This window comes from Curtobacterium sp. 260 (genome assembly GCF_030803485.1).
GTDB lineage: Bacteria > Actinomycetota > Actinomycetes > Actinomycetales > Microbacteriaceae > Curtobacterium.
This window is the reverse complement of sequence record NZ_JAURUY010000011.1, coordinates 26,270-52,349: the sequence shown is the minus strand read 5'-3', so window position 1 is coordinate 52,349 and position 26,080 is coordinate 26,270. Positions and strand designations below refer to the sequence as shown.

General features: G+C 73.8%; 25 protein-coding genes. 18 read left to right on the top strand and 7 right to left on the bottom strand.

Features of this window, described 5'->3' with window-relative positions; genetic code table 11:
• The first annotated feature begins 160 nt into the window (after positions 1–160).
• Entirely contained in the window at positions 161–1,168 is a 1,008-nt protein-coding gene (locus tag J2X59_RS12490; RefSeq protein ID WP_326496896.1) for a LacI family DNA-binding transcriptional regulator, read from the top strand.
• Between the two features lie 95 nt (positions 1,169–1,263).
• Positions 1,264–1,653, top strand: coding sequence for a VOC family protein (locus J2X59_RS12485; protein ID WP_326496895.1), 390 nt, complete (start codon positions 1,264–1,266; stop codon positions 1,651–1,653).
• 126 nt (positions 1,654–1,779) lie between these two features.
• Here J2X59_RS12485 and J2X59_RS12480 read toward each other — a convergent pair whose 3' ends face one another.
• Positions 1,780–2,523, bottom strand: coding sequence for an esterase/lipase family protein (locus tag J2X59_RS12480; RefSeq protein ID WP_326496894.1), 744 nt, complete (start codon positions 2,521–2,523; stop codon positions 1,780–1,782).
• Positions 2,520–3,368, bottom strand: a complete 849-nt coding sequence (locus tag J2X59_RS12475) for an alpha/beta fold hydrolase (protein ID WP_326496893.1) — start codon at positions 3,366–3,368, stop codon at positions 2,520–2,522. Before J2X59_RS12475 ends, J2X59_RS12480 begins: the two co-directional genes overlap by 4 nt.
• A gap of 93 nt (positions 3,369–3,461) precedes the next feature.
• On the opposite strand from J2X59_RS12475, the gene J2X59_RS12470 reads away from it, so the two are divergent.
• Together J2X59_RS12470 and J2X59_RS12465 are read left to right on the top strand one after the other, a co-directional pair.
• The gene (locus J2X59_RS12470) at positions 3,462–4,010 is read left to right on the top strand and encodes a dihydrofolate reductase family protein (RefSeq protein ID WP_326496892.1); all 549 of its coding nucleotides are present in this window, start codon (positions 3,462–3,464) and stop codon (positions 4,008–4,010) included.
• A gap of 101 nt (positions 4,011–4,111) precedes the next feature.
• Positions 4,112–5,443 (top strand): NAD(P)/FAD-dependent oxidoreductase, encoded by a 1,332-nt coding sequence (locus tag J2X59_RS12465; protein ID WP_235426368.1) that lies wholly within the window; start codon positions 4,112–4,114, stop codon positions 5,441–5,443.
• A gap of 143 nt (positions 5,444–5,586) precedes the next feature.
• On the opposite strand, the gene J2X59_RS12460 is transcribed toward J2X59_RS12465, so the two are convergent.
• Positions 5,587–6,492 (bottom strand): SDR family oxidoreductase, encoded by a 906-nt coding sequence (locus J2X59_RS12460; protein ID WP_326496891.1) that lies wholly within the window; start codon positions 6,490–6,492, stop codon positions 5,587–5,589.
• Between the two features lie 95 nt (positions 6,493–6,587).
• On the opposite strand from J2X59_RS12460, the gene J2X59_RS12455 reads away from it, so the two are divergent.
• The 3 genes from J2X59_RS12455 (at position 6,588) to J2X59_RS12445 (ending at position 9,747) form a co-directional block, all read left to right on the top strand.
• Complete coding sequence (locus J2X59_RS12455; RefSeq protein WP_326496890.1) at positions 6,588–7,160, top strand: TetR/AcrR family transcriptional regulator; 573 nt, start codon at positions 6,588–6,590, stop codon at positions 7,158–7,160.
• 67 nt (positions 7,161–7,227) lie between these two features.
• Positions 7,228–8,439, top strand: a complete 1,212-nt coding sequence (locus J2X59_RS12450; protein WP_326496889.1) for an acyltransferase family protein — start codon at positions 7,228–7,230, stop codon at positions 8,437–8,439.
• A gap of 126 nt (positions 8,440–8,565) precedes the next feature.
• Positions 8,566–9,747: an FAD-dependent oxidoreductase gene (locus J2X59_RS12445; protein WP_326496888.1), complete on the top strand. Its 1,182-nt coding sequence runs from the start codon at positions 8,566–8,568 to the stop codon at positions 9,745–9,747.
• A gap of 110 nt (positions 9,748–9,857) precedes the next feature.
• Here J2X59_RS12445 and J2X59_RS12440 read toward each other — a convergent pair whose 3' ends face one another.
• Together J2X59_RS12440 and fdhA are read right to left on the bottom strand one after the other, a co-directional pair.
• Positions 9,858–10,724, bottom strand: a complete 867-nt coding sequence (locus J2X59_RS12440) for a UbiA family prenyltransferase (protein ID WP_326496887.1) — start codon at positions 10,722–10,724, stop codon at positions 9,858–9,860.
• Between the two features lie 94 nt (positions 10,725–10,818).
• Positions 10,819–12,039, bottom strand: coding sequence for a formaldehyde dehydrogenase, glutathione-independent (fdhA, locus tag J2X59_RS12435; RefSeq protein WP_251154445.1), 1,221 nt, complete (start codon positions 12,037–12,039; stop codon positions 10,819–10,821).
• Positions 12,040–12,228: 189 nt separating this feature from the next.
• On the opposite strand from fdhA, the gene J2X59_RS12430 reads away from it, so the two are divergent.
• On the top strand, positions 12,229–13,077 hold the full coding sequence (locus tag J2X59_RS12430) for an aminoglycoside phosphotransferase family protein (protein ID WP_326496886.1): 849 nt from the start codon (positions 12,229–12,231) through the stop codon (positions 13,075–13,077).
• Positions 13,078–13,089: 12 nt separating this feature from the next.
• Here J2X59_RS12430 and J2X59_RS12425 read toward each other — a convergent pair whose 3' ends face one another.
• Both J2X59_RS12425 and J2X59_RS12420 read right to left on the bottom strand, forming a co-directional pair.
• The gene (locus J2X59_RS12425) at positions 13,090–13,575 is read right to left on the bottom strand and encodes a GNAT family N-acetyltransferase (RefSeq protein ID WP_326496885.1); all 486 of its coding nucleotides are present in this window, start codon (positions 13,573–13,575) and stop codon (positions 13,090–13,092) included.
• A gap of 219 nt (positions 13,576–13,794) precedes the next feature.
• Positions 13,795–14,709, bottom strand: coding sequence for a DMT family transporter (locus J2X59_RS12420; protein ID WP_326496884.1), 915 nt, complete (start codon positions 14,707–14,709; stop codon positions 13,795–13,797).
• Between the two features lie 71 nt (positions 14,710–14,780).
• Here J2X59_RS12420 and J2X59_RS12415 point away from each other — a divergent pair, with 71 nt between their 5' ends.
• The 10 genes from J2X59_RS12415 to J2X59_RS12370 all read left to right on the top strand — a co-directional run bounded on the left by J2X59_RS12415 (position 14,781) and on the right by J2X59_RS12370 (position 25,838).
• Entirely contained in the window at positions 14,781–15,629 is an 849-nt protein-coding gene (locus J2X59_RS12415; RefSeq protein ID WP_326496883.1) for a LysR family transcriptional regulator, read from the top strand.
• Positions 15,630–15,700: 71 nt separating this feature from the next.
• Positions 15,701–16,900 (top strand): sensor histidine kinase, encoded by a 1,200-nt coding sequence (locus tag J2X59_RS12410; RefSeq protein ID WP_326496882.1) that lies wholly within the window; start codon positions 15,701–15,703, stop codon positions 16,898–16,900.
• On the top strand, positions 16,888–17,595 hold the full coding sequence (locus J2X59_RS12405) for a response regulator transcription factor (protein WP_326496881.1): 708 nt from the start codon (positions 16,888–16,890) through the stop codon (positions 17,593–17,595). Before J2X59_RS12410 ends, J2X59_RS12405 begins: the two co-directional genes overlap by 13 nt.
• Before the next feature lie 33 nt (positions 17,596–17,628).
• Entirely contained in the window at positions 17,629–18,441 is an 813-nt protein-coding gene (locus tag J2X59_RS12400) for a fructosamine kinase family protein (protein WP_326496880.1), read from the top strand.
• 55 nt (positions 18,442–18,496) lie between these two features.
• Positions 18,497–19,297 carry an HAD family hydrolase gene (locus J2X59_RS12395; protein ID WP_326496879.1) on the top strand — a complete coding sequence of 267 codons (801 nt, stop codon included), beginning with the start codon at positions 18,497–18,499 and terminating at the stop codon, positions 19,295–19,297.
• Positions 19,298–19,353: 56 nt separating this feature from the next.
• Positions 19,354–21,573 (top strand): ArnT family glycosyltransferase, encoded by a 2,220-nt coding sequence (locus J2X59_RS12390; protein ID WP_326496878.1) that lies wholly within the window; start codon positions 19,354–19,356, stop codon positions 21,571–21,573.
• A gap of 52 nt (positions 21,574–21,625) precedes the next feature.
• A complete protein-coding gene (locus J2X59_RS12385) occupies positions 21,626–22,348 on the top strand; it encodes a response regulator transcription factor (RefSeq protein WP_326496877.1) in 723 nt (240 codons plus the stop codon).
• A gap of 35 nt (positions 22,349–22,383) precedes the next feature.
• Positions 22,384–23,964, top strand: a complete 1,581-nt coding sequence (locus J2X59_RS12380; protein WP_326496876.1) for a sensor histidine kinase — start codon at positions 22,384–22,386, stop codon at positions 23,962–23,964.
• Positions 23,965–24,076: 112 nt separating this feature from the next.
• Positions 24,077–24,427, top strand: coding sequence for a hypothetical protein (locus tag J2X59_RS12375; protein WP_066656002.1), 351 nt, complete (start codon positions 24,077–24,079; stop codon positions 24,425–24,427).
• Positions 24,428–24,503: 76 nt separating this feature from the next.
• Complete coding sequence (locus J2X59_RS12370) at positions 24,504–25,838, top strand: glycosyltransferase (RefSeq protein WP_326496875.1); 1,335 nt, start codon at positions 24,504–24,506, stop codon at positions 25,836–25,838.
• Positions 25,839–26,080: the final 242 nt, after the last annotated feature.

Sequence of the window (26,080 nt, the reverse complement as noted above, 5' to 3'; positions counted from 1 at the left end):
CGTCGCGGCGCGCGGTCCGGGTCGGACCCGCCCCGTGTCGGACGGGAGGCACGGGGCGGTCCTGCACCGCACCTCCCGTCCGTCACCGCGACGGACGGAGGCACGTGGCGGCACCGCACCGCGCCTCCCGTCCGCCGGGCGGCGCGCTACGCTCGTCCCGATGCGCGCGACCGTGCGGGACGTGGCGGCCCTCGCCGGGGTCTCCCCGAAGACCGTCTCCAACGTGGTGAACGGCGGCGTGCCCGTGCGGCCGGCGACACGGGAGCGGGTCGAGCGAGCGGTCGCCGAGCTCGGCTACGTGCCGAACCTGTCCGCGCGCGGCCTGCGCAACGGACGCTCCGGCGCGATCGCCCTGACGCTGCCCGAACTCGGCAGCGCCTACTCGGCCGAACTCGCCCAGTGGTTCGTCGAACTCGCCCGCGAGCGCGGCTGGACGGTGCAGCTCGACCAGACCGGACACGACACCGGACGTGAACGGGACCTCGTCTCCCGGGCCCGGGCCCACCTGGTGGACGGCCTCGTGCTCAACCCGGTGTCGCTCAGCGCGAGCGTCCTGGCCGAGACCGAGGGGCTCCCGCCGACCGTCGTCATCGGCGAGGTCGAACCGGAGCACGTCGACCAGGTGCACGTGGACAGCCGCCGCGCCGCACGCGAGGTCACGACCCACCTGCTCGACCGCGGGCACCGTCGGATCGCGGTCGTCGGGGCCGCCCGCCCGACGGACGCCACCGCCACGAGCGAGCTGCGCGACCAGGGCCACGCGGATGCGCTCGGCGCGGTCGGCCTCGACGTCGACCCCGCCCTGCGCGTACCGCTGCCGACGTGGTCGACGAGTGCGGCGGCGACGGGGTTCGCGACCTGGCTGGACGCGCACCCGCTGCCGGACGCGGTGTTCGCGTACACGGACTCGATCGCCTTCGGCGTGCTGCACGTCCTGGCGGCACGGGGTGTCCACGTGCCGGACCAGGTCAGCGTCGTGGGGTTCGACGACGTCGACGCCGCAGCCTTCGCGATCCCGGCGCTGACGACGGTGTCGTTCGACCGGCGGGCCTTCGCCACGGCGGCGCTCGACCTGCTCACCCGACGCATCGCCGACCCGACGGCCGCTCCGGAGACCGTCGTCGTGCCGCACCGGATCGTCGAGCGCGCGAGCGTCGCCGCCCGCTGACCAGCCGGCAGCCGTCGCGAGCCCGTCGCGAGCCCGTCGCGCGCCCGTCGCGGTGCTGGACCGTCCTGTCGACAGACCCGGGTACCGTGCGCCGCATGAGTGCCGACGACCCCGCGATGCCCGTGCTGACCGCGACCGTCCTGCAGTCCCCCGACCCGGTGCGCCTCGCGCGGTTCTGGGGTGCGCTGACCGGGTGGACCGTGCACGAGGACGGTCCGACCTGGCTCCGGGTGCGCCCGGCCGACGGCGGGGTCGGGCTCTCGGTGCAGTACGACGACGCCTACGAGGCACCGACCTGGCCCCCGGTCACGGGGACGCAGGGCATGCAGCTGCACCTCGACCTGCAGGTGGAGGACCTCCACGCCGGGACCGCCCGCGCGCTCGAGCTCGGTGCGACCGAGGCGGACTTCCAGCCCCAGGACGACGTGCGGGTGCTCCTCGACCCCGACGGGCACCCCTTCTGCCTGTTCCTGCCCGGCGCCTGACCGCGGCGGCAGCGGCGCGGCACGGCCCCGAGACTCGGCCAGGCGGACGAGACTCGCGGGCCCCGGGGACGAAAGTGCCCGTCAGCGCGAGTCTCGCGCACGGCCGCCGCAGGAACCGCTCGCGGCTCAGCCCGCTGAGCCCGGGCCCGCGGCCGCGTCGAGCACGACCTCGCGGGTCTGCTGCGCGCCGAGGATCCGGAAGTGCCCGCCGACGGGCACCCGCACGTTCGTGGCCCCGGCGAGCTCGCTGCCTCCCGGGATGAGCGTGTCGAAGACCCCGTAGACGGACGTGATCCGGGCGTTCACGGCGAGGTCGCGTCCGAGCGCTGCGAGCACCGGGTCCGCCGCACGGAAGGCCCGCAGGTGCGGCACGGGCGCCAGTCGCGCGTACACGGACCCGCCGAACGGCGTCGACACCGCCACCATCCGGTCGATGCGCTCCCCCTCGGGCAGGGTCATCGCGTACTTGCCGATCAGGCCGCCCTTGCTGTGCGCGACGACCAGCACCCCGCGGAGGTCGTGCTCGCCGAGGTACGCCAGGACCTCGCACGCCGACTCCGGCACGGGACGCAGGTTGTGCCGCAGGACGGGCAGCACGTGCACCGGGTGTCCGGCGTCGTGCAGGGCGTCCATCAGCGGGCGCATGAAGTGCCAGGTCTCGTAGACGCCGGGCACGACGACGACCGGCTGGCCGTCACCGGTCCGGTAGTCATCGGCGGTCGTCGGTCCGGTGCTCCGCAGCTGCCACCGCGCGGCGTACCACCAGTCGAGGGCGGCCCACCAGGCGCGACGCAGCAGCGGCACACGGCCGGGAGGCACGGCCGCCGTCCCCGACGCCGCTCCCGTCCCCGGGGTGGTCCGGTCCGTCACCGTGCCGGCCCCGTCGTGGTGTCACCGGTCGACGGGTCACCGGTCGACGGGCCACCGGTCGATGGGCCACCGGCTGCGAGGTCCTCGACGGTCTGCACCCGCCGGAACTCGTCGACGAGCCGCGCGAACGCGACGGGCTGCCGGTCCTGCACGTGGTGACCACCGGGGAGCTCGACCAGGACACCCCGACGCGCTGCGGCCGCGAGCGCAGCAGCCCAGTCCCGTCGCCCGATCGGGTCGCGGTCGCCGCGCACGACGAGCACCGGCTGCGGGAGCTCCGGGACGGTGTCCTCGAGCCGGTAGCGGAGCATCGGTCGGAGCTGCCGGACGTACTGCCGCAGGCTCCGCAGGTAGTCGGTGAGCACGACGAGGTTCATCCGCGGGTCCTCGACGAGGCAGTCGCGTCCGAGGTCTGTCGCCTGCTGCAGCAGCGTCCGCCGCGCCGGGTCCACGACGGGCCCGACCAGGACGACCGCGGTCACCGTCTCGGCGTGCCGACGGGCTGCCTCGACGACGACCTGGGTGCCCATCGACTGGCCGACGAGCACGAGGTCCCCGACGCCGCGCGACCGGACGGCTTCGACCACCAGGTCGCCGAGCTCCTGCAGGTCGAGCGGGCGGCCTGCCGGGGGGAGCCCGCCGAAACCCGGCAGGTCGACCGCGATCGTGCGGTGGGTACGGGCGAGGTGGCGCTGCGTCCGGTCGAAGGAGCGGTGCGACATGCCGATGCCGTGCACGAGGACGACCGTCGGCGCGAGCGTGTCGTGCAGCCGCCCGGCCGGCGCGAGGCTCCGGAGCCGCACGGACAGCCCACCGACCTCGAAGGACTCCACCCGTGCGCGCACGGTGCGAACCTACCCGGCGCTCCCCGGCGCGGGATCAGCCTGATCGGCACGCATCTCTCGACGCGGGGTCGCGGCGGCCCTATGCTCCGCAGCATGCGCAAGGTGACCTCGGGGCTGTTCGCATCGGTCGACGGTGTGGTGCAGGACCCGTACGAGTTCCAGTACGACTCGTTCGACGCCGAGCTCGGGACCGCCATGACGGCGTGGATGGAGCGGACCGAGACGGTGTTGCTCGGCAAGCAGAGCTACCTGGAGTGGTCCGAGTGGTGGCCCCGGCACGAGGACGACCCGTTCGGCCGGTGGATCAACCCGATCGAGAAGCACGTCGCGTCGACCACCCTCGGTGACGACATGACGTGGCAGAACGCGCACCGGATCCAGGGCGACGTCGACGACTTCGTCCGCGACCTCAAGGCCGGCGAGGGCGGCGACGTCGCGGTCACCGGCAGCGTCACGCTGGTGCGCCACCTGCTGTTCGCCGGACTCCTCGACGAGCTGCAGCTCATGGTGCACCCGGCGATCGCCGGAGCCGGGCGGCGACTCTTCGAACCGACGGACCCGCCCACCCGCCTGCGCCTGGTGCAGAGCGTGGTGACCAGCAAGGGGAACGTGCTGAGCACCTACGCGCCGTTCGACGCCTGACGGCGGCGGGGCGTGCCTCCAGGCCGGACCGCGGGACCGCTCCATCGGCAGCCGGACGGGCAGGTGGACGGACGGGTGCCGAGACCGGCGTACCCTTCTGGGTGGCCGTCGACCGCACCACCCTGGAGAACACCATGTCCGAGGACACCCGCCCGCACGTCGTCATCGTCGGGGGTGGCTTCGCGGGGATCGCGGCCATGCGTGAACTCGCCGACGCGGACGTCCGGGTGACGCTCGTCGACCGCCACGTCTACAACATGTTCCAGCCGCTCATGTACCAGGTCGCCACCGGCGGCCTGAACGCGGGCGACGTGACGTACTTCCTGCGGAGCCTGCGGGCGAAGCAGTCGAACGCCGACTTCCGGCACGGACTGCTCACCGGCATCGACACCGAGCACCGCATCGCTGAGATGTCGGACGGCGAGCACCTGCACTACGACTGGCTGATCCTGGCGAACGGCGTCAACACGAGCTACTTCGGCACCCCCGGTGCGTACGAGTACGCCTACTCGATGTACTCCCGCTCGCAGGCACTCCGCATCCGCGACGAGCTGTTCACCCGCCTCGAGCAGGCCGCGGCCCAGCAGGGTCCTGACGAGATCCGCGTGGTGATCGTCGGCGGCGGCGCGACCGGCGTGGAGATGGCCGGCGCCCTCGCGGAACTCCGCGACCAGGCGCTCGTCGGCGCCTACCCGGAGATCGAGCGCGGCAACATCTCCATCACGCTGGTGCACCGCAGCGGCGAGCTGCTCAAGCCGTTCGCCCCGCGCCTCCGTCGGTACGCGGCCAAGGTCCTCCGGAAGCGAGGGGTCGTGCTCCGCCTGGACACGGGCGTCGCCGAGGTCAAGGAGGACGGGGTCGTCACCGCCTCGGGCGAGTTCATCCCCGCGTCGCAGGTCATCTGGGCCACCGGGGTCGCGGCGCACAAGGAGGTCTCCGGCTGGGGCCTCCCGCAGACCCACGGCGGTCGCATCCAGGTGAACGACGACCTCAGCGTCAAGGGCGTGGAGCGGATCTTCTCGGCCGGTGACATCGCGGCGCAGGACGACGCGCTCGCGCAGCTCGCCCAGCCCGCACTGCAGGGCGGCAAGCACGTCGCGCGCCAGGTGGTGCGGCTGCTCGACGGGAAGCCGACCGAGCACTTCAAGTACTTCGACAAGGGCACGATGGCGACCATCGGGACGAACGCCGCGGTGGCGCAGCTGCGCGGCGGCATCACGATGGTCGGCCCCGTGGCGTGGCTGGCGTGGGTCGCGGTGCACATCGCCTCGCTGCTCGGCAACGGCAACCGGCTGTCGACGCTCTCGCACTTCTTCGTCCGCTACCTGTGGTTCATGCGGAAGCGCTCGATCCCGATCGTCGGGGACGTCCGGCCGGTGCGCCCGAACGGCGACCGCGAGCCCGAGCCCTGGCAGATGCAGAAGGCCGAGTAGCGCCGCCGCGGGCCGGGCCGGGCCGGGCCGGCCCGCCGGCGCCGAGACTCGGCCCCGCGGACAGTTTCGCGGCGGTTGCGTCGCGAAACTGTCCGCTGTGCCGAGTCTCGCCACCGTGGTGACGAGCGCGGCGGGCGCGGCCGTCAGCGAGCGGCGGCGTGTGCGTACGCCCCTGCGGCGATGTCCTCGAGCAGGGACGGCCCGACGGGCTCCCACCCGAGCAACTCCTGCGTCGCGGTCGACGACGCCGACATCTCCGCGCTGAAGAACCCGCCGATGAACCCGAAGTGCGCCGACGCGTCCGACGGGTCGATGCTCGTGACCGGCAGCCCGAGCGCGTCGCCGATCGCTGCGGCGATCTCCCGCGTGGGGATCCCCTCCTCGGCGACGGCGTGCAACCGTGCGCCCGCGGGGGCCTGCTCGAGACCGAGTCGCACCATGCGGGCGGCGTCGTCCACGTGCACGGCCGCCCAGCGGTTGCTGCCGTCACCGACGTGGCCGGACACCCCGCGCTCGAGCGCGACCCCGGCCAGGTACGCGACGAAGCCGTGGTCGCCGACGCCGTGCGTGGTCGGGCTGAACCGCGCAGCGATCGCGCGGACCCCCTGGTCGACGAAGTCGAGCGCCCGGTTCTCGCTGCCACCGCGGGGGCTGTCCACGCCCGTGAAGGGAGACGGGTCCCGCTCCTCGGCGGGACGACCCGGAGCCAGGGCGGCGACCCCGGATGCCACCACGAACGGGCGGTCCGTGCCGACGAGGGCGTTCGCGAGGGTCTCGACGGCGGCGCGCTCGGTGGCGTTCGTCGCAGCCTGGTCGGACCAGTCGTGCTTGTTCGCGAGGTGCAGGACCCCCTCGGCACCGGCCGCACCCCGGGCGAGCGCCCCGAGGTCGTCGAGGTCGCCGCGCAGGACCGTGACGCCCTTCGTCTCGAGCGCCGCGGCCGCCGCGTCGGAGCGCGCGAGGCCGGTGACGTCGTGCCCGGCGGCGAGCAGGTCGTCGACGGTGTGGGAGCCGATCCATCCGGAGGCCCCGGTGACGAACACGTGCATGAGTGGTCCCTTCGTGGGGTGTCCGCGGCTTGATATCACGGACTGACATCACCGTAGCACTCGATGTCAGCGACTGTCATCAGTAGGATCGTCCCATGGCACGATGGCGATCGGGCACCCGGGAACGACTGCAGGCGACCGCACTGCAGCGCTTCGCCGAGCACGGCTACGACGAGACGACCGTCGCCGAGATCGCCGCGGCGGCCGAGGTCACCGAGCGCACCTTCTACCGGCACTTCGCCGACAAGCGCGAGGTGCTGTTCGCCGGGCAGGACGACTTCACCGGCATGTTCACCGACCCGATCGCCCAGGCCCCCGGGGGGACACCCGCCCTCGCCCTGGTCGGTCGCGCGCTCGACTCCGCGGCCGCGTTCTTCCCCGACGACCGTCGCGCGTGGTCCAGGGCCCGACAGCAGGTCATCGACGCCGTCCCCGCACTGGGCGAGCGGGAGCTCGGCAAGCTCGCGACCCTGAAGGTCCACCTGGGCGGCGCACTGCGCGCACACGGGATCGACGAGCCGGCGGCCACGATCGCCGCAGAGACGGCGGTCACGGTGTTCCACCTGTCCTTCACGCAGTGGATCGCGGACGGCGAGGACCGCGACTTCGCGACGATCGTGCACGAGCGGCTGGACGCACTGACCCGGATCCTGCACCCCGGATCTTGAGCGTGCTCTTACCCGGACAGGGCAAGCTCGTCGTCATCCGTTCGAACGATCCTCACAGGGAGGAACCGTGGCGACGAACACCCTCGCCCCCGAGCACGCCCACGCGGTCGACCGCAGCACACCGGTCGGCCGTGGGATCCGTGCTGCCCGGCCGACGCCGCCACCGCCGCTGACCCGCCGCGCTCCGGCCCTCGACGGGCTCCGGACGATCGCCATCGCCATGGTGATCCTGTACCACCTGCACGTGCCGCAGTTCGAGGGCGGCTTCATCGGCGTCACCGTGTTCTTCGCCCTGTCCGGGTTCCTCATCACGACGCTGCTGCTCGGCGAGCACCGGAAGACCGGACGCATCCGTCTCGGGACCTTCTGGCTGAAGCGTCTGCTCCGGCTCTACCCGGCCCTCGTCGCTCTCGTCGTGGTCGGGCTGCTCCTGTGGAACTGGGTCGGTGACTACAAGGGCGCCTCGTTCAGCCCCGGCGAGGCCGCGTTCATCGCACTGACCTACACCGGCAACCTCTTCCGATCCTTCTGGGACACCACGCAGGGCGTCTTCGCGCACACGTGGTCGCTGTCGATGGAGGAGCAGTTCTACCTGGTGTGGCCGCCCGTCCTGGTGCTCCTCTTCCTGGTCCGCTCCCGTCGACGCTGGCTCGTCCTCGGGCTCGGCGCGGTGATCGTGACGTGCTCGGTCGTCGCCGGCCTGGTGTACGCGAAGCCGAACAGCGGCGCGACGCCCGACGTCTACTTCTCCCCCGTGCTCGGGGTCGTCCCGCTGGCGACCGGCTGCCTGCTCGCGCTGCTGCTCGACGACGAGCGCATCCGCACGTGGGCCGCCGGGGTCGCCGGGCACGTCGCGACCTGGGCCGGGATCGTCCTGCTCGCCGGGACCATGCTGTGGATCGGCGACGACTGGGCGCAGCACGCCTGGACCTTCAGCGTCGTGCTGCCGCTCACGGGCGTCGTCTCCGCGGTGCTCATCGGCGGGCTCGTGTCGGTGCGGTCGCCGCTGTCGGCCGCACTCGCCTGGTCGCCGGTCTCGTGGTTCGGTCGGCGCGTGTCGTACGCCGCGTACCTCTGGCACCCGCTCGTCATCGCGCTCCTCGACCCCTTCGCCGTCGGGCCGTGGGGCAAGGTGCTCATGATCGCGGGCGCCGTCGTCGTGGCGGTCGGCGCCGCGTACGCCGTCGAGGTCCCCGTCGAGAAGGCACAGAAGCGCTTCCGCGAGGCCCGTCGGCTCGCCGCCGAGGACCGCGCCGAACGCGCACGCGTCACCACCTGACGACGTCGGCGAGCGTCCGCCGACGTGACGCACCGTCGGACGGGAGGCCCGTGGCGCGCCCGCCACGCGCCTCCCGTCCGACGACGCCTGGGTGGGTCGCCGCGACCGGTCCGTAGGCTCGCCTCCGTGACCACGGAACGCGTCGACGTGCTCGTCGTCGGGGGCGGGCCCGTCGGCCTGTTCACCGCTGCGCTCCTCGAGCGGGCGGGCGTCACGGTCGCCGTCTGGGAGCGGCGCGACACCGAGCCGACGGGCTCGCGCGCGATCGGGATCCACCCGCCGTCGCTCGACGCCTTCGCCGCGATCGGCCTGGACACCGCGGTGCTCGCCGAGGCGGTGCTCGTCCGCACGGGCGTGGCCCGGAGTCGCGGACGGGAACTCGGGACGCTGTCGTTCGACCGTGCCTCCGCGACGCACCCGTACGTCGCGACGCTCGACCAGCACCGCACCGAGGCGCTGCTGCGCGACCGGCTCGCGTCCGGGACGCTGCGGACGGGCACGACGGTGACCGCCCTGTCCCGCCGCGTCGGGGACGTCGTGGCGCACGGTGTCGGACCCGACGGTGCCCCGGTCGTCGTCGAGGCGGCCTTCGTCGTCGGCGCGGACGGCGCCCGGAGCGCGGTGCGGGACCTGGTCGGCATCGCGACCTCGGGCCGCGACTACCGCGACCGGTACGTGATGGGCGACTTCGCCGACCCCGAACCCGAGCAGGCCCGGTCGTCAGCACTGGTCGACGTCGGACCGGAGGGGGTCGTCGAGTCGTTCCCGCTGCCGGGTGGCAGGCGGCGGTACGTCGCCCTCGTGCCGGACGACCGCACCGCACCGGCCGGTGGCGAACCGGACCCGGACGCCGCCGCCCGCCTCGCCGCGATCGTCGCGGGACGCACCGGTGCCCGGCCCGACCCGGCGACGTGCACGATGACGAGCGGCTTCCGGGTGCGGCGGCGGGAGGCGTCGCACGTCGGTGTCGGACGGGTGGTGCTCGTCGGGGACGCCGCGCACGAGATCAGTCCGATCGGCGGCCAGGGCATGAACCTCGGCTGGCTCGACGCCGCCGCGCTCGCGCCACTGCTCGCCGAGGCCGTCCGTTCAGGCACGGACGGGCCGTGGCAGGAGTCCGCGAACGGGTACGCCGTCGGGCGGCAGGCCGCGGCGCGGCGGGCTGCTCGGCAGGCGGAACTGAACATGGCGCTCGGGCGTCCCACGGGTGTGCTCGGGTCGGTGGGGCGGGAGGCGCTGCTCCGCACCGTGCTCGCGCTGCCGAGCGCCGACGGGCTCGCCGGGGTCTACGCGATGCGGTGGGCCTGAGTCAGCCGGTGCCGATGCCGTTTCCGGTGCCAGTGCCGGTGCCGGTGCCGGTGCCAGTGCCAGTGCCTGTGCCGGTGCCAGTGCCGGTGCCAGTGCCAGTGCCCGTGCCGTCAGGCGATCAGTCGGGCGCCGGCGACGCCGAGCTCGACGACGAGCACGAGCGAGGACGCGATGACCAGGCGGAACAGTGCCCGCGTCGGACGACCGGCGAACACGAGGCGGATCCCGACCACCGCGAGCACGACGACCACGAGGGCTCCGACGACCGCCAGGACCGTCCCGGCCGTGCCGACGCCTCCGCCGGCGACCTGGCCGCCGAGCACCAGCGCCGCCGCGACGACGAGCGACCCGAACGCCAGCGTCCCCGCGCCCCGGAGCCCCAGCCGGTGGGGGAACCCACGGACGCCGGTCGCCTCGTCGTCGAGCAGGTCCGGCAGCACGTTGGTGCAGTGGATCGCGACACCGAAGACCGCTCCGGTGGCGATCGCCCACCACGCCGGCCACGAACCGTCGCCCCCGGCAGCGACGGACACGACCGGCAGCAGCCCGAACGCCACCACGAACGGCACGACGGACCAGACCGTCCGCTTCAGTCCGGCGTCGTAGGCCCAGCCGGCCACGACGAGGACGACGTGGGCCACCGCGGCGACCGGGCCCAGGGCGAGCGACAGGAGCACGGCGACACCCGCGGTCGTGACGGCCGCGGTCCGGACGGTCCCGACGGGGATCAGTCCGCGGGCGACGGGCTTGTCACTGCGGCCGACGGCCCGGTCGCGGTCGGCGTCGATCCAGTCGTTGGCGAGGCCGATCGACAGCTGCCCGGCCACGACGGCGAGCGCCACGAGCACGACGAGCCACCACGGGTGCCCGACGGCCGCGGCGATCACCGCGGCGAGGACCGTCACCGTGACCGTCGGTCCGGGGTGTGACGACGCGAACAGCAGGCGGACGGTCGAGGGCCGGCGGGTGTCGCTCACACCGGCGAGCGTACGGACCGGTGGCTGCGCGAGTGCGACGACGCCCACGGCCCGCGCCGCACCGGGTGTCGATGCGACGCGGACCGTGCGGCGGTCAGGCCGCCGGGATCAGGCCGTTCGGGTTCAGCACGTACTTCGTCGCGGCACCCTTGTCGAACTCCTCGTACCCGCGAGGGGCCTCGTCGAGTCCGATCGGCTTCGCGTTGACGTTCTTCGCGATGCTCGTGCGGTCGTGCAGGATCGCCATCATCAGCTGCCGGTTGTACTTCATCACCGGGCACTGCCCCGTGGTGAAGGACAGCGACTTGGCCCACCCGGTGCCGAGGCTGAGCGACAGGGCGCCCTTCTTCGCGGCCTCGTCGACGCCGCCCGGGTCACCCGTGACGTAGAGCCCGGGGATGCCGAGTGCGCCGCCGGCGGCCGTGACGTCCATCAGGGAGTTGAGCACGGTGGCCGGGGCCTCGTGTCCGGCACCGGAGCCGTGCCCCTTCGCCTCGAAGCCCACGGCGTCGATGCCGCAGTCCACGAGGGGTTCACCGAGGATCTGGTCGATCTGGTCGGCCGGGTCGCCCTTCGTCAGGTCGACCGTCTCGCACCCGAAGCTGCGCGCCTGCGCCAGCCGGTCGGCGTTCATGTCCCCGACGATGACGACGCTCGCACCGAGCAGGAACGCGCCCGTCGCGGCGGCGAGACCCACCGGCCCGGCGCCGGCGACGTAGACCGTCGAGCCGACCTCGACCCCGGCGGTCACCGCACCGTGGAAGCCGGTCGGGAAGATGTCGGAGAGCATCGCGAGGTCGAGGACCTTCTCGAGGGCCTGGTCGCGGTCCGGGAACTTCAGCAGGTTCCAGTCGGCGTAGGGCACGAGCACGTACTCGGCCTGGCCGCCGACCCAGCCGCCCATGTCGACGTAGCCGTAGGCGCTGCCCGGGCGGTCCGGGTTCACGTTGAGGCAGATGCCGGTCTTCCGCTCCTTGCAGTTCCGGCACCGCCCGCAGGCGATGTTGAACGGCACGGAGACGATGTCCCCCACCTTGATGAACTCGACGTCCGGACCGACCTCGACGACCTCACCGGTGATCTCGTGCCCGAGCACGAGGTCCGTCGGAGCGGTCGTGCGGCCGCGGACCATGTGCTGGTCGCTGCCGCAGATGTTCGTCGCCACGGTGCGCAGGATCGCGCCGTGGTTCACCTTGCGTCCGACGTTCGCCGGGTTCACCCCGGGTCCGTCCTTGAGCTCGAACGTCGGGTAGTCGGTGTCGATGACCTCGACCTTCCCGGGTCCCTTGTACGCGACTGCGTGGTTGCTCGCCATGTGATCCTCCTCGATCGGTCGGCGGCGGCACGTGCGGGGAGCGCGCAGCACTGCAGTGCGCTCCTCGTCCCGTCGAGGGGCCGTCTCCGTCGACGGGTGATCCGGACTGTACCGCCCGTGTCCGAGGGCGACAAGGACGGTGCGCGACTACCGGATGACCACTCGTCGCGCACGTGCCAGGATGGCGCCGTGGGGTGGGACGACAGCGGGCTGAGCCCGGCGCAGGCGGCGTTCGTCGCGCAGGTGCTCCCCGGGGCGTCGATGGTGGCGGACGAGTCGTGGGGCCTCCTCGACACCCGGGTGCTCCACGTCCGGAACGGTGCCGGGGAGCACACCGTGAAGGCGTCCGGACCGGAGAACACGCACTTCCCGCGGGAGCTGACGGCGCACCGGCAGTGGACCGGGGCGCTCCTCCGTGGTGACGACACGGGCCGTCTGGTCGCCGCGGACGCCGAGAGCCGTGTGCTCGTGCTGGAGCGGGTCCCCGGGCACCTCGCGCTCGGGACCCCCGACGAGACCGCTGCGACCGTGCACCGACAGGCAGGCACGATCCTCCGCCGGCTCCACGACCAGGCGGCCCGCACCGATGCGGAGTACCTGACGGCCGAGACCGCGAAGGCACTCCGCTCCCTCGACGCCCCGCACCGCGTCGATCCGCAGCTCGAGGACCGCGCGCGGACGCTGCTCCGGTCGTCGACCCCGCGCGCCGCGACCCTGGTGCCGACGCACGGCGACTGGCACCCCCGGAACTGGATCGTGCAGGACGGCCGACTGCGTGCGATCGACTTCGGTCGCTTCGGGTTCCGCCCGGCCGCAGCGGACCTCACCCGCCTGGCGGTCCTGCACTGGGAGGACTCCCCCGAGCTCGAGCACGCGTTCTTCGCGGGCTACGGGTCCGATCCTCGTGACACCGACGACTGGCGCTGGCTCCAGCTGCGTGAGGCGGTCGGGACGGCCGTGTGGGCCTTCACGGTGCACGACGAGCGCTCCGAACGACAGGGGCACCGGATGCTCGAGAACGCCCTCGCCGCCTTCTGACCCGCCCGAGGTTCAGGCGGACGTTCCGGCGAGGGACCTCCGGTACCAGCGGTCGGAGTACGGCTCGTCGTTGAACGGCTCGACCCGCCGGTAGCCGAGCCGCTCGTACAACGCACAGGCCTCGGAGAGCTCCCCGCGGGTGTCGAGCTGGACCGTGCCGACGCCCCGCTCCGCGCACGCCCGCTCGGCGGCGCGGACCATGCGTCTCCCGATGCCCCGCCCGCGGGCCTCGCCCACGGTGAACACCTTGGTCAGTTCGGCGACGTCCCCGCGGAAGCGCGCGCCGGCACACGCGACCGGTCCCCCGTCGTCGAGGGCGACGAGGAGCACACCGGTCGTGCCCGTGAGGTCGTCGGAGGGCTCGTCGTGGAGTGCCTGGTCGACCTCGTCCTCCGTCGCGGGCCGGCCGTACCACCGCGAGGCGACCTCGGAGGTGTACCGGCGGAGGATGCGCACGGCAGCGGGCGCACCGGGGAGCACGGTCTCGATCGTCAGCACGGGGCGAGCGTACTGCCGCGGGTGAGCGCGCCGAGTCCTCCCGGGCGTACCGGGTGGTTCCTCGCCGGTCCTGGTGCGCCCGGCCGTTCCGGGCGTACCTGGTCGATCCGGGCGTACCTGGTCGTTCGTTCCCACCAGGTACGCCCGGTTCCACCTTCCATCGCAGCCGCTCTGGGAAGGAACGGGCAGCGCCCCGCCCACGCCCCCGCCCGAGCGACGTCAAGCGGCGGCTGCAGCCCGCGGGGCGCTCCGCCGCCGGCCGCCCAGGACCCCGGACGCCAGCGCGATCCCGAGCAGCACGACGAGCCCACCCACGGGCTCGTTCCACCGCAGCGGCTCGCCGAGCACGAGGACCCCGAGTCCCACCCCGACGACCGGCGTCAGGTACGTCACCGTCGAGGCCCGCCCGGCGCCCCACGCCCCGACCAACCGCGTGTTCCACGCGTACGCCAGCCCCGTGCCCACCGCGCCGAGCCCGACCATCGCGGCCACGATCCTCCAGTCCAGCTGCACCGGACCGGTCGCGATGACGGGCGCGACCAGCAGCATGAGCAGCGCCGCCAGCGTGAGCTGCACGGTCGCGACGGTGGTCGGGTCCTGCCCGCCGCCGACGCCGAAGCGGCGGAGCCACGCCAGACCGATGCCGTACGAGGCGGTCATGCCGAGCAGGGCCAGCTGCCCCGGCACGGTGGCGAGCACGGCCGGGTCGCCGATCAGGTCCCACGGTCCGACGAGCACCAGCACCCCCAGGACCCCGAGGGCGATCCCGCCGAGCTGTCGCCGACCCAGCCGCTCGGAGGGCACCAGCACGGCGAGCGCCAGCAGCGTCATGATCGGTGTCGTCGCGTTGTAGATGCTCGCCAGACCCGACGGCACCGTCTGCTCGGCCCACGCCATGAGCGACGAGGGCACCGCGTTCAGGAACACCGCGACGACGAGCAGGTGCCCCCAGACGCGCGGCTCGCGCGGCCACCGCCGTCGGGTGACGAGCAGCACGACGACGAGCGTGACCGCCCCGAGCACGGTGCGGACGGTCGCGACCTGCTGCGGTGCGAGGCCCTCGAGCCCGATCTTCGCGAAGAAGAAGCTCGAACCCCAGGTGAGGGCGACCAGGACGTAGAGGAGGGCGTTCACGAGCGCTAGCATCGGCCACGTCCGGCACATGTGTCGAACGACTGACCTGCATGACTGCATGAAGGACACGCATGACCCTCTCGATCCCGCAGCTCCGCGCCTTCGTCGCCACCGTGGACGCCGGCTCCTTCACGGGTGCGGCCACCACCCTCGGCGTCGGTCAGTCCGCCGTCTCGCACGCCGTCGCAGGGCTCGAACGCGAGGTCGGCGGGCCCGTGGTCCGGCGCGGCGGCGCCGCGGTCGCCACCCCGCTCGGCGACCGCATGCTGGCCCACGCCCGCAGCGTGCTCGCCTCGGTCGACGCCCTGGAGGCCGTGGTGCGGCCCGCCACGATCCGCGGCACCGTGCGCCTCGCCGCCGTCCCGACCGTCTGCCAGGGCCTGCTACCGCGGCTCCGCGAGCTGTGGGCAGTGACGCTGCCGGACGTCGACGTGCAGGTCTACGAGGGTGACGACGACGAGATGGCCGAGTGGCTCGAGGGCGGCACCGTGGACGCCGCCGTGCTCGTCGACCCGGTGCCGGCACCCCACGGGGGCGTGGTCGTCGCGCGGGACGAGATGGGCGCGGTCGTCCGGCGCGACCACCCGCTCGCGTCGAGTACTGCGCTGACGCTCGACGACCTGCACGAGGACGGGCTGGTCGCCGGCGGCGGAGGCTGCGAGCACCAGATCCAACGGATGCACGAGCTCGCCGGGCAACCGTTCCGCTGGGCACACCGCGTGCGGGAGATGAGCACGATGTTCGGGATGATCCAGCGGGGCGAGGGGGTGTCGATCGTCCCGACGCTCGGACGGGTGATGCTGCCGGACGACCTGGTGATGCTGCCCGTGGAGCCGCGGTACGTGCGGACACTCGTGCTCAGCGGACCCGGCTCGCGGCCGTGGCACCCGTTGGCCCGGGCCCTCGTCGAGGCGGTGTGACCCCGGCCGCCGCCGTTTGTCCGACCTTCGGCCGATCCGGCGCGGGTGCCGGGGTTCCTAGGCTCGGAGCCGTGACCTCGACCGTGCTCCGTCCCGTGCCCCTCGGCCGACGCGTGTGGGCGCAGTCGTGGCGACTCGTGCTCGCGGCACTCGTCGGGCTCACCGCGTTCAGCGCGATCTGGTCGACCCTCGACACCACACGGTGGAGCGAGGCCCGGCTCGGTGCGGCGTTGCTCGTCGACCTCGCCGTCGGGCTCACCGCGCTCGTCCTGGTCCCCTTCCGGCACCGGGCGCCACTGCTCGTCGGCGTGCTCGTCATCGCCGGCAGCACCGTGTCCACCTTCGCGGTCGGTGCGGCCGTCCTCGCGCTGGTCTCGCTCGTCACCCGGCGGCGCCCGGCCGAGATCGCGATCGGGAGTGCGGCGTTCGTGGCCGCCTCGATGTTCGGTGAGGGGCTGTACCCGATCGAGGACGCCACGCCCCTGTGGCAGGTGCTCGTCGCGGCCGTCGTGCTCACCGCCCTGCTCGTCGCGATCGGCATCGCGATCGGGCAGCGGCGGGCCCTGCTCGACGGGTTGCGCGAACGGGCCGCCCTGCTCGAGCGCGACCAGCAGCTCCGCGAGGACCGCGCCCGGGAGCAGGAGCGGGCGCACCTGGCCCGCGAGATGCACGACGTGCTGGGACACCGGCTGTCGCTCGTCGCCCTGCACGCCGGGGCGCTCGAGTACCGCGGCCGGTCGCTGTCGCCCGACGAGACGGTCGAGGCCGCCGGGGTCGTCCGGGCCGAGGCGCACTCCGCACTCACCGAGCTCCGCGACGTGCTCGGCGTGCTGCGGGAACCCGGGGACACCGCCGCGCTCGCCGGAGCCGCTCCCCCGCAGCCGACCCTGCGCGACCTCCCCGTGCTGCTCGACGAGGCGCGGTCCTCGGGCGCCGTGGTGTCGGCGACCGTCGACGAGGCCGTCACCGCCGCGCCGGACACCGTCGGGCGGCACGCCTACCGGGTGGTGCAGGAGGCGCTGACGAACGCCCGCCGACACGCTCCGGGGCAGCCCGTCACCGTCACGGTCGACGTGCGCCACGGTCCGGCGCTGCGCGTGCGGGTGGGCAACCCGACGGTGGGAGCCGCGAGCACCGGCGACGGCGCTCCCGGCGGTCACGGCCTGCGGGGCCTGGCGGAACGGGCCCGGCTCGTCGGTGGGACCTTCACGGCCGGTCGCGACGACGACGGCACCCACGTGGTCGAGGCGGTGCTCCCGTGGACGGTGTGAGCGCACCGATCCGGGTCGTCCTCGTCGACGACGACCACCTCGTCCGGGCCGGGCTCCGACTGCTCCTGAGCGGCGACGACGGCATCGAGGTCGTCGGCGAGGCCGGCGACGGACTCGAGGCCGAGGGCGTGATCGCCTCCGCAGCACCCGACGTCGTGCTCATGGACATCCGGATGCCCCGCTGCGACGGCCTCGTCGCCACCGAACGGGAGCTCCGGAAGCAGCCGGAGCTGGCCGTGCTCGTCCTGACCACCTTCCAGGACGACGACCTCGTGCTCGGAGCGCTGCAGCGGGGCGCCCGGGGCTTCCTGCTCAAGGACACCCCGCCGCACGACCTCGTCCACGCGGTCCGGACGGTCGCCGCCGGGCGGTCGATCCTGTCGCCGTCGGTGCTCGACCGCGTCATCGCCGTCGCGGCGAGCGCCCCGACCGGGACGGGACGTGGGACGGCCGCCGTCGCGACCGCCACGGCCGACGGGGCCGCCGAGCGCGCGCTCCTGGCGAGCCTGACCGACCGCGAGACCGAGGTCGCCCTCGCCGTGGCCGCCGGAGCCTCGAACGCACAGATCGCCGCGGACCTGTTCGTGAGCCTGGCGACCGTGAAGACCCACGTGGGGCACGTGTACGAGAAGTTCGGCGTCGAGAACCGGGTGCAGCTCGCCCTGGTCGTGCACGCCGCCCGTCGCGGAGCCTGAACACTCGTCGAGCACCCTCGGCAGGATGGACCGGTGCCCGAGATCCACGTGAAGACGTTCCGCGACCCCGACGAGGCGACCGCCGAGGCCGCCGGACTGGCCTGGCTCGCCGAGGCCGAGGAGACGGGCGGCACCCGGATCGCCCGCGTGCTCGACCACCCGGAGCCGACCGTGCTCCACCTCGAGCAGATCCGGGACGGCAGCCCGACGCGGGCGCAGGCCGAGCGCTTCGGTCGCTCGCTCGCGCGCACCCACGCCGCCGGTGCCGACCACTGGGGTGCACCCTCGCCCGGGTTCCCGACCCGCGGCGGCCTGCGGATGGGCCGGTCGCGGACGCCGTTCACGAGTGCCGCCGACGCACCGGCCACCTGGGGCGCGTTCTTCGCCGAGTACCGCATCCGGGACTTCGTGCAGCGCATCGTCGACCGCGGTGGCTTCGACGCTGCCGAGGCCGCGGTGTTCGACCGCGTGGCCGACCGGCTCGAGGACGGCACGCTCGGCTCCCCGCAGCCCCGGCTCGTCGGCGACGCTCCGGCGCGCATCCACGGCGACCTCTGGGCGGGGAACGTCCTGTGGCCCACGGGCTCCTCGGAACCGACCGGTGCGGTGCTCATCGACGCAACGCCGCACGGCGGGCACGCGGAGACCGACCTGGCACTGCTGGCGCTGTTCGGACTCCCCCGGCTCGAGACGGTGCTCGCCGGGTACGACGCCGAGTCCCGCTTGGCGGACGGCTGGCAGGAGCGCGTCGAGCTCCACCAGCTCGCACCGCTGCTGCTGCACGTGTTCCTGTTCGGCGGCTCGTACACCGACCACGCGTTGCGCGCCGCCCGCCGGTACGCCTGACGCCGCGGGGCGTCCACAGCGGCGGGGACGCAGGTGTGTCACCTACGCTGGCGCGATGGCGGTGGAGCAGACGGGTGGCCCGGTCCTCGCGTTGTTCGACGTGGACAACACGCTCGTGCACGGCGCGAGCGCCTTCCACCTGGTCCGTGGCCTCCGGGCCGCCGGACTGATCACCTTGCGCGACATCGTCAGCGCCGGGTGGAAGCACGCGCGGTTCAAGGTGCGCGGGGAGGACGACCGGCACCTCGCCGCGGCGCAGACCCGCGGGCTCGAGGTCATCACCGGCATCACCGTCACCGACATGGCCCGGTTGGCCGACGACGTGTGGGAGCGCCACACGGAACCGAGCGTCTGGCCGGAGACCGCCGCGCTCGCGCGGGAGCACCTCGCGAAGGGCCACCAGGTCTGGCTCGTCACCGCGACGCCGACGTTCCTCGCCGACGTGATCGCGCGGAGCCTCGGCCTGACCGGTGCCCTGGGCAGCGTGTTCGAGGTGCAGGACGGCGTGTACACGGGCCGCCTCGACGGGGCGTTCCTGCACGGCGAACAGAAGGCCGTCGCCGCCCGGGCGCTCCTGGCGAGGACCGGTGCCGACCCCGCGATCTGCTGGGCCTACTCGGACTCGCGGCACGACATCCCGCTCCTCTCGCTCGTCGGGAACCCCGTCGTGGTGAACCCGGACCAACAGCTCGCGACACACGCGCGCACCGCTGGGTGGCCGTCGATGCGGCTGCAGCGCGCGAGCATCCGCCAGGCCCGCCGACGGGTCCGCCGCGAGGCCGCCTCCGGCACCGGTACCGCTACCGACACCGGCACCGGCACCGGCACCGGCACCGGCACCGTGCAGCGCTCTTAGGGAGCACCGAGGGAACACATCGGATCGGCCGACCCGGACCGGCGATCGTCGTCGACATGACCACCTACCCGACCCCCGCGACCGACCGTCCGGGCCGCGCCCACCCCGGTGGGAGCACCGCCGCCCGGGTCCGTCGACGCCAGCCCCTCGTCCGCCTGTTCGCCGGCGAGCGCGAGGACGCCCGCTGGCTCCGCCCGGCGTTCTGGGCGCTCCTCGTCCTCACCGCCGTCGTGTACCTGTGGGACCTCAGCATCTCCGGGTACGCGAACAGCTTCTACGCTGCCGCCGTGCAGGCCGGCACGAAGTCCTGGGAGGCGTTCTTCTTCGGCTCCCTCGACTCGTCGAACTTCATCACCGTCGACAAGCCCCCGGCCTCGCTGTGGGTGATGGTGCTGTCCGCCCGGGTGTTCGGCTTCTCGTCGACCAGCCTGCTGCTCCCCCAGGCGCTCATGGCCGTCGGCTCCGTCGCCCTGGTGTGGGGCACGGTCCGGCGGACCCTCGCCCGCCTCGGTGCGACGGCCGCGAACGTCGGTGCGCTGCTCGCCGGCTTCGTCGTCGCCGCGACCCCGGCCGCCGCGCTGATGTTCCGCTTCGACAACCCGGACGCGCTCCTCGTCCTGCTCATGACCGCGGGCGCGTACTGCACCGTCCGGGCGCTCCCGAGGGGCAGCTGGCGGTGGATCGCCCTCGCCGGTGTCGCCCTCGGCTTCGCGTTCCTGACGAAGATGCTGCAGGGCCTGCTCGTCCTGCCGGCGTTCGGCCTCGTGTACCTGTTCGCCGCACGCACGAGCTGGGGCCGGCGCGCGATCGGCCTCGGCATCGCCGCGGTCTCGCTCGTCGTGTCCGCGGGATGGTGGGTGGTCGCCGTGGCGCTCTGGCCCGCGGAGGCGCGCCCGTACATCGGTGGGTCGACCGACGACACGGTCCTCGACCTGGTGTTCGGCTACAACGGCCTCGGCCGGATCCTCGGCGGCTCGGGCAACGGCGGCGGCGGGGGCGGCACGGGCGGAGGCGGCACCGCGGGCTCGTCGTTCGGCGGTGCGACCGGGTTGGACCGCCTGTTCTCGTCCGAGATGGGCCTCGAGATCTCCTGGCTCCTGCCCGCCGCGCTCGTCGCGCTCGTCCTCGGCCTGGTGGTCGTCGGTCGTCGGCACCTCGCCGATCCGGCACGCGCCGGTCTGGTGCTGTGGGGCGGCTGGCTGATCGTCACCGGTCTGGTCTTCTCGTTCATGTCCGGCACGATCCACCCGTACTACACGGTCGCGCTCGCCCCGGCGATCGCCGGCCTGGTCGGCACCGGTGGTGCGCTCCTCTGGCACGCCCGCGAGCGTGTCACCGGTCGCCTCGGCCTCGCCGCGATGGTCGGCGGGACGGCGTTCTGGAGCTGGTGCCTGCTGAACGAGGACCCGACCTGGCTGCCCTGGCTCCGATGGGTGGTGCTCGTCGGTGGGCTCCTGTCCGCCGCGGCGATCGTCGTCGGCAGCGTGCCCACCCTCCGGAAGGCCGTCACCGTCGGCGTCCTCGCGGGCACCCTGTTCGGGCTGACCGGCACGACCGCGTACGCGCTCGCCACGACGACCGTCGCGCACTCCGGGTCCATCCCGAGCGTCGGCCCGGCGGGCAGGGGCTCCGGTGGGACGGGCGGCTTCCCAGGTGGCGGTGGACAGCCGGGAGGCGCGGGAGGCCCCGGCGGGTCGACTGACGGCACGCAGACGGACGGCTCGCAGGACGGTGGCGGCCCGGGCGGGCAGGGCACGCAGCAGGACGGGACGGACGGCTCCCGGCAGGGCCCGGGCAGCGGCGGGCAAGCGCCGACCGGCTCGGCTCCTGCGGGGACGGGCGACGGCGTCCCGACGATGCCGGGCAGTTCCGGCTCCGGCTCCGCGACCTCGGAGGACGGTACCCCGACCGGCGGCGGCGGGATGGGCGGTGGCGGTGTGACGACGTCGTCGGCACTGACGAAGCTGCTCGCCGCCTCGGACGCGAAGTGGTCGGCCGCGGTGAACGGCTCGCAGTCGGCCGCGCAGCTCGAGCTCGACACCGACACCGCCGTGATGGCCATCGGCGGCTGGTCGAGCGACCCCGCGCCGACCCTGGCCGAGTTCCAGGCCTGGGTCGCGGCCGGTGACGTCGGCTACTACGTGTCCTCGGGCTCCGGCGGCGGGATGGGTGGCGGCTCGTCGACCGCGAGCGCGATCCAGGAGTGGGTCGCCGCGCACTACGAGGCGACGACCGTCGGCGGCCAGACCGTCTACGACCTGAGCGCGACGAAGTGACGGCATCGACGTGACCGACGACGAGGACACGGCGGTGGCTAGGCTCCGGTGCATGGCGGACCGACCACTCCGACGCACCGACGGCAACCCCGTCCGGGTCCTCGTCGTCGACGACGAGCACGCGCTCGCCGATGCCGTCGCCCTCGCGTTCGAGGGCGACGGCTGGGCCGTGCGGGTTGTGCACCGCGGACGGGACGTGCTCTTCGCGGCGCGGGAGTTCCTGCCCGACGTGGTCGTGCTCGACGTGATGCTGCCGGACATCGACGGCTTCGAGGTGCTCGAGCGGCTCCGGGACGCACGGGACCCCGTGCGGGTGCTGTTCCTCACCGCCCGGGACGCCCCCGAGGACCGGCTCGCCGGACTCACCTGCGGCGGCGACGACTACCTGACGAAGCCCTTCGGCATCGACGAGCTGCTCGTCCGTGCCCGCATCCTGGCCCGGACCGCACCGCAGGTGGTCGCGGCACCGGGGTCGTCCGCGGTCGTGGTCGGCGACCTCCGGCTCGACGAGGAGGACCGCTCGGTGCTGCGCGACGGCGAGCCGATCGAGCTCACACCGACCGAGTACGAGCTCCTCCGCCACCTCGCCCGGAACGCGAACCGGGTGCTGTCCCGCGAGCAGATCCTGGCGAGCGTGTGGGGCATGGACTTCGGCACGTCGTCGAACCTCGTCGACATGTACGTCTCGTACCTGCGGCGGAAGCTCGACGCCGGACGCGAGCCGATGCTGCAGACGGTCCGGGGTGCCGGTTACGTGCTGCGGCCGACGACGTGAGCCGTCCGGACGGGGCGGGGCGTGCCTCCCGGCCGGTGCGCACCCCGTCGCTGCGCTGGCGGATCGTCGGAGCCGTGGCGCTGCTGCTCGTCGCGACGAACGTCGTCGTCGGCGCGGTGACCGTGATCGCGTACCGCGAGTACCTGGTCGGGCGGCTCGACGCGGAGCTGGCGACGGCGGCGGGACGGACCCCGGGCGGGCAGCCGCCGTCCGGACCGCCCCCGCAGTCCTCGGGCGGTCAGCAGGACCCGGACAACCGGTTCATCGGGGCGCCGGGGCAGGCGGCCGACACCGTCGTGGCGGTCATGCGCGACGGTGCAGCCGTGCTCGCCGGGTACACGGACGGTGCCGGTGCGCAGCACGGTCTCAGCCGAGCGCAGGAGGCCGTGCTCGCGGACGTCGCACCGGATGCGACCCCCACGACGGTCTCGCTGGGGTCGCTCGGGGCGTACCGGGCGCAGGCGGTCACCCGCGGCGGCGACGTCTTCGTGACGGCGCTGCCCCTCGGGGACCTGCGCGCGTCGGTCGTCCGACTCGTCGTCGTCATCGGGAGCACCACGCTGCTCGCACTCCTCGTCGCGGCGTGGGCGCTGACCCTGGCCGTCCGACGATCGCTGCGTCCGCTCGAGCGGGTCGCCTCCGTCGCGTCGAGCGTCACCGCACTGGACCTCGAACGCGGCGACGCCGACATCGCCGCCCGGGTGCCCTCCGCGGACCTCGTGGTCAGCCGCGAGGTCGAACAGGTCGGCACCGCGCTCAACCGGCTGCTCTCCCACGTCGGCCGCGCACTGACCGTCCGACGGGACGCCGAGCGGGGCATGCGCACCTTCGTCGCCGACGCCTCGCACGAGCTGCGCACGCCGATCGCGACCGTCCGCGCCTACGCCGAGCTGTCGGCCGGTTCGCAGGACGTCGCAGCGCTGCAGCGGAACGCCGAACGGATCGGCCGCGAGGCGGTGCGGATGGGCGACCTGGTCGAAGAGCTCCTGCTGCTCGCCCGGCTCGACGCCGCCACACACGACGGCGCGGCGCCCGACGCAGCGACACACGACGGCGCGGCGCCCGACGGCCCGGCGCCCGACGCCGCGGCCCTCGCCGCCCGGCCCGGGACGGTGCACGAGGAGGTCGACCTCACCGCCACGGTGCTCGAGGCCGTGATGGACGCACGAGCCACCGCACCCGACCACCGGTGGACGCTGCAGCTCGCCGACGACCACCCGCTGACGGTGTCCGGCGACCCGGGGCAGCTGCGGCGCGCCGTCACGAACCTGCTCGCGAACGCGAGGACGCACACCCCGGCGGGGACGACCGTCGTGGTGTCGCTGCAACGGGTCCCGCGCACCGGGGGCGGCGAGGCCGCGACGGGTGGGCTCGCTCGGCTGGTCGTGGCGAACGACGGACCCCCGATCGACGCCGAGGTCCTGCCGGTGCTGTTCGACCGCTTCACCCGGGGCTCGTCGTCCCGCTCGCGGGAGCACGGGACGAGCGGCCTCGGACTGGCGATCGTCCGCGCGGTCGTGGCCGCACACGGTGGGAGCGTCCGGGTCGTGTCGGAGCCGGGACGGACCGCGTTCACGGTCGACCTGCCGGAGGCCGGCAACCGATCCGACGCCTGACGATCCCGGTGCACGATCCCCACGGACCGCGAACCAGGATCGTCACGCGTACCTGCTCCCGCTTCCTCGTCTGCCACGGGTACGCTGCGGGCACCGGCGGAAGGGGAACGCGATGGACCAGCGACACGGCGACCTGCGGGACGGCGACCTGCGCAGCGGCGACCTGCGGGACGGTGACCCGCGCGGGACGGACCAGCGGTTCACCCGCCTGCCGGAGCGTGCCCGACCCGAGGACCTGGTCGTCGAGGTCCCGGCGTTCGAGGACGACCGACCCCAGCCCGAACCCGAGCCGCCGGCCGCCGCCCCCGAGCTCGTCGCCGCGACCCGCTTCGCGCAGACCTCGCACGCGATGCCGACGATCCGGCGGACGCAGACGCGCGCGGGGCTCTGGATCGCGGGCGTGCCGATCGCGGCGCTCGCGGTCGTCGCGATCGTGCAGATCGTGCTCGGCGTCACCGGCTGAGCCCTCCGACCGCTTCTTAGGGGCACCACAGGGTGCTGCTGCGGTCCGCATCGACGCGCTGCCGAGCCTGGGCGGCATGACGGAAGCAGCCACCCCCCACGACAGCAGCACCCCGCTCGACAGCAGCACCGCGCTCGACATCGACATCGTCGTGCCCTGCCACGACGAGCAGGGCACGCTCGCCGCCCACGTCCGACGTCTGCACCACTTCTGCCGGACGTCGTTGCCGCACACCTGGCGCATCACGATCGCCGACAACGCCTCGACCGACGACACCGGGCGCATCGCCGACGACCTCGCCGCGATGCTGCCCGAGGTGCACGCCGTCCACCTGCCGCTCAAGGGTCGCGGCCGTGCCCTCAAGGCGGTCTGGGCAGCGTCCCCGGCCGCCGTGCTCGTCTACGTGGACGAGGACCTGTCGACCGACCTCGCGGCGCTCGAACCGCTCGTCGCACCGCTGCTCTCCGGCCACTCCGACGTGGCGATCGGCACGCGGCTCGCGGGGTCCTCCCGGGTCGTGCGCGGCGGCAAGCGCGAGTTCATCTCCCGCTCGTACAACCTGCTCCTCCGGAGCACGATGGGCGTGTCGTTCTCCGACGCCCAGTGCGGGTTCAAGGCGATCACCCGCCAGGCCGCCGACCACCTGCTGCCCCTCTGCGAGGACGACGCGTGGTTCTTCGACACCGAGCTCCTGGTGCTCGCCGAACACGCGGGGCTGCGCGTCCACGAGGTCCCGGTCGACTGGGTCGACGACGTGGACTCCTCCGTGCACATCGCGTCGACCGCAGCCGAGGACCTCAAGGGCATGTGGCGCGTTTCCCGCGGGCTCGCGACCGGACGCATCCCGATCGACCCGGTGTACGACGCCATCGGCCGGCAGCCCTTCACGGCACCGCACGTGGGGATCGTCGGACAGCTCCTGCGGTTCGGGACCATCGGCGTGCTGTCCACGGTCGCCTTCGCACTGCTCTACGCGCTGTTCCGTCCCGCGATCGGTGCGCAGACGGCGGACTTCCTCGCGCTCCTCGTCACCGCGATCGGCAACACCGCACTGAACCGCCGTTTCACCTTCGGTGTCCGAGGGCGGGCGGGGGCCGGTGTCCACCACGTGCAGGGACTCGTCGTGTTCGGCATCGCCTGGGTGATCACCGCCGGGTCGCTCGTCCTGCTGCACACGACCGTGCCCGGGGCGTCGCACGGCGCCGAGGTCCTGGTGCTCACCGGCGCGAACCTCGTCGCGACCCTGGTGCGCTTCGTCCTCTTCAAGGCGTGGGTGTTCCGCACGCGGCGGCGTCCCGTGCTCGTGCGCCCCGGCGGCCCCACGGCAGCCGTCGCCGACGCTGCCGGCCCGCTCGCGACGACGGCGACCGCCGCGTCGGCGGCCCGGCGAGTCGACGAGCCGGCGGCCTGAGCCGCCGCCGCAGGCGGCGCGGCACGGCGCTCGCGGCACGCGGCACGCGGCACGGCGCTCGCGGCACAACCGGAAGCACGTCGCGCCACGGGATCCCGTGGCGCGAGGTGCTTCCGGTTGTGCGCAAGCAGACAGAACCGCGGGAGCAGAACGGCACCGGCACCGAGACCGGCACCGGCACCGGAACCGGCCGCGCACCGGACGGGAGGCGCGTGGCCGGACCGCCGCGCGCCTCCCGTCCG

Bases quoted from the DNA above. Each gene is read 5' to 3' on its own strand.
- J2X59_RS12385 (WP_326496877.1), top strand. From the start codon at position 21,626: ATGGCGGACCGACCACTCCGACGCACCGACGGCAACCCCGTCCGGGTC.
- J2X59_RS12485 (WP_326496895.1), top strand. From the start codon at position 1,264: ATGAGTGCCGACGACCCCGCGATGCCCGTGCTGACCGCGACCGTCCTG.
- J2X59_RS12455 (WP_326496890.1), top strand. From the start codon at position 6,588: ATGGCACGATGGCGATCGGGCACCCGGGAACGACTGCAGGCGACCGCA.
- J2X59_RS12470 (WP_326496892.1), top strand. From the start codon at position 3,462: ATGCGCAAGGTGACCTCGGGGCTGTTCGCATCGGTCGACGGTGTGGTG.
- J2X59_RS12390 (WP_326496878.1), top strand. From the start codon at position 19,354: ATGACCACCTACCCGACCCCCGCGACCGACCGTCCGGGCCGCGCCCAC.
- J2X59_RS12370 (WP_326496875.1), top strand. From the start codon at position 24,504: ATGACGGAAGCAGCCACCCCCCACGACAGCAGCACCCCGCTCGACAGC.
- fdhA (WP_251154445.1), bottom strand. From the start codon at position 12,039: ATGGCGAGCAACCACGCAGTCGCGTACAAGGGACCCGGGAAGGTCGAG.
- J2X59_RS12375 (WP_066656002.1), top strand. From the start codon at position 24,077: ATGGACCAGCGACACGGCGACCTGCGGGACGGCGACCTGCGCAGCGGC.
- J2X59_RS12415 (WP_326496883.1), top strand. From the start codon at position 14,781: ATGACCCTCTCGATCCCGCAGCTCCGCGCCTTCGTCGCCACCGTGGAC.
- J2X59_RS12490 (WP_326496896.1), top strand. From the start codon at position 161: ATGCGCGCGACCGTGCGGGACGTGGCGGCCCTCGCCGGGGTCTCCCCG.
- J2X59_RS12460 (WP_326496891.1), bottom strand. From the start codon at position 6,492: ATGCACGTGTTCGTCACCGGGGCCTCCGGATGGATCGGCTCCCACACC.
- J2X59_RS12395 (WP_326496879.1), top strand. From the start codon at position 18,497: ATGGCGGTGGAGCAGACGGGTGGCCCGGTCCTCGCGTTGTTCGACGTG.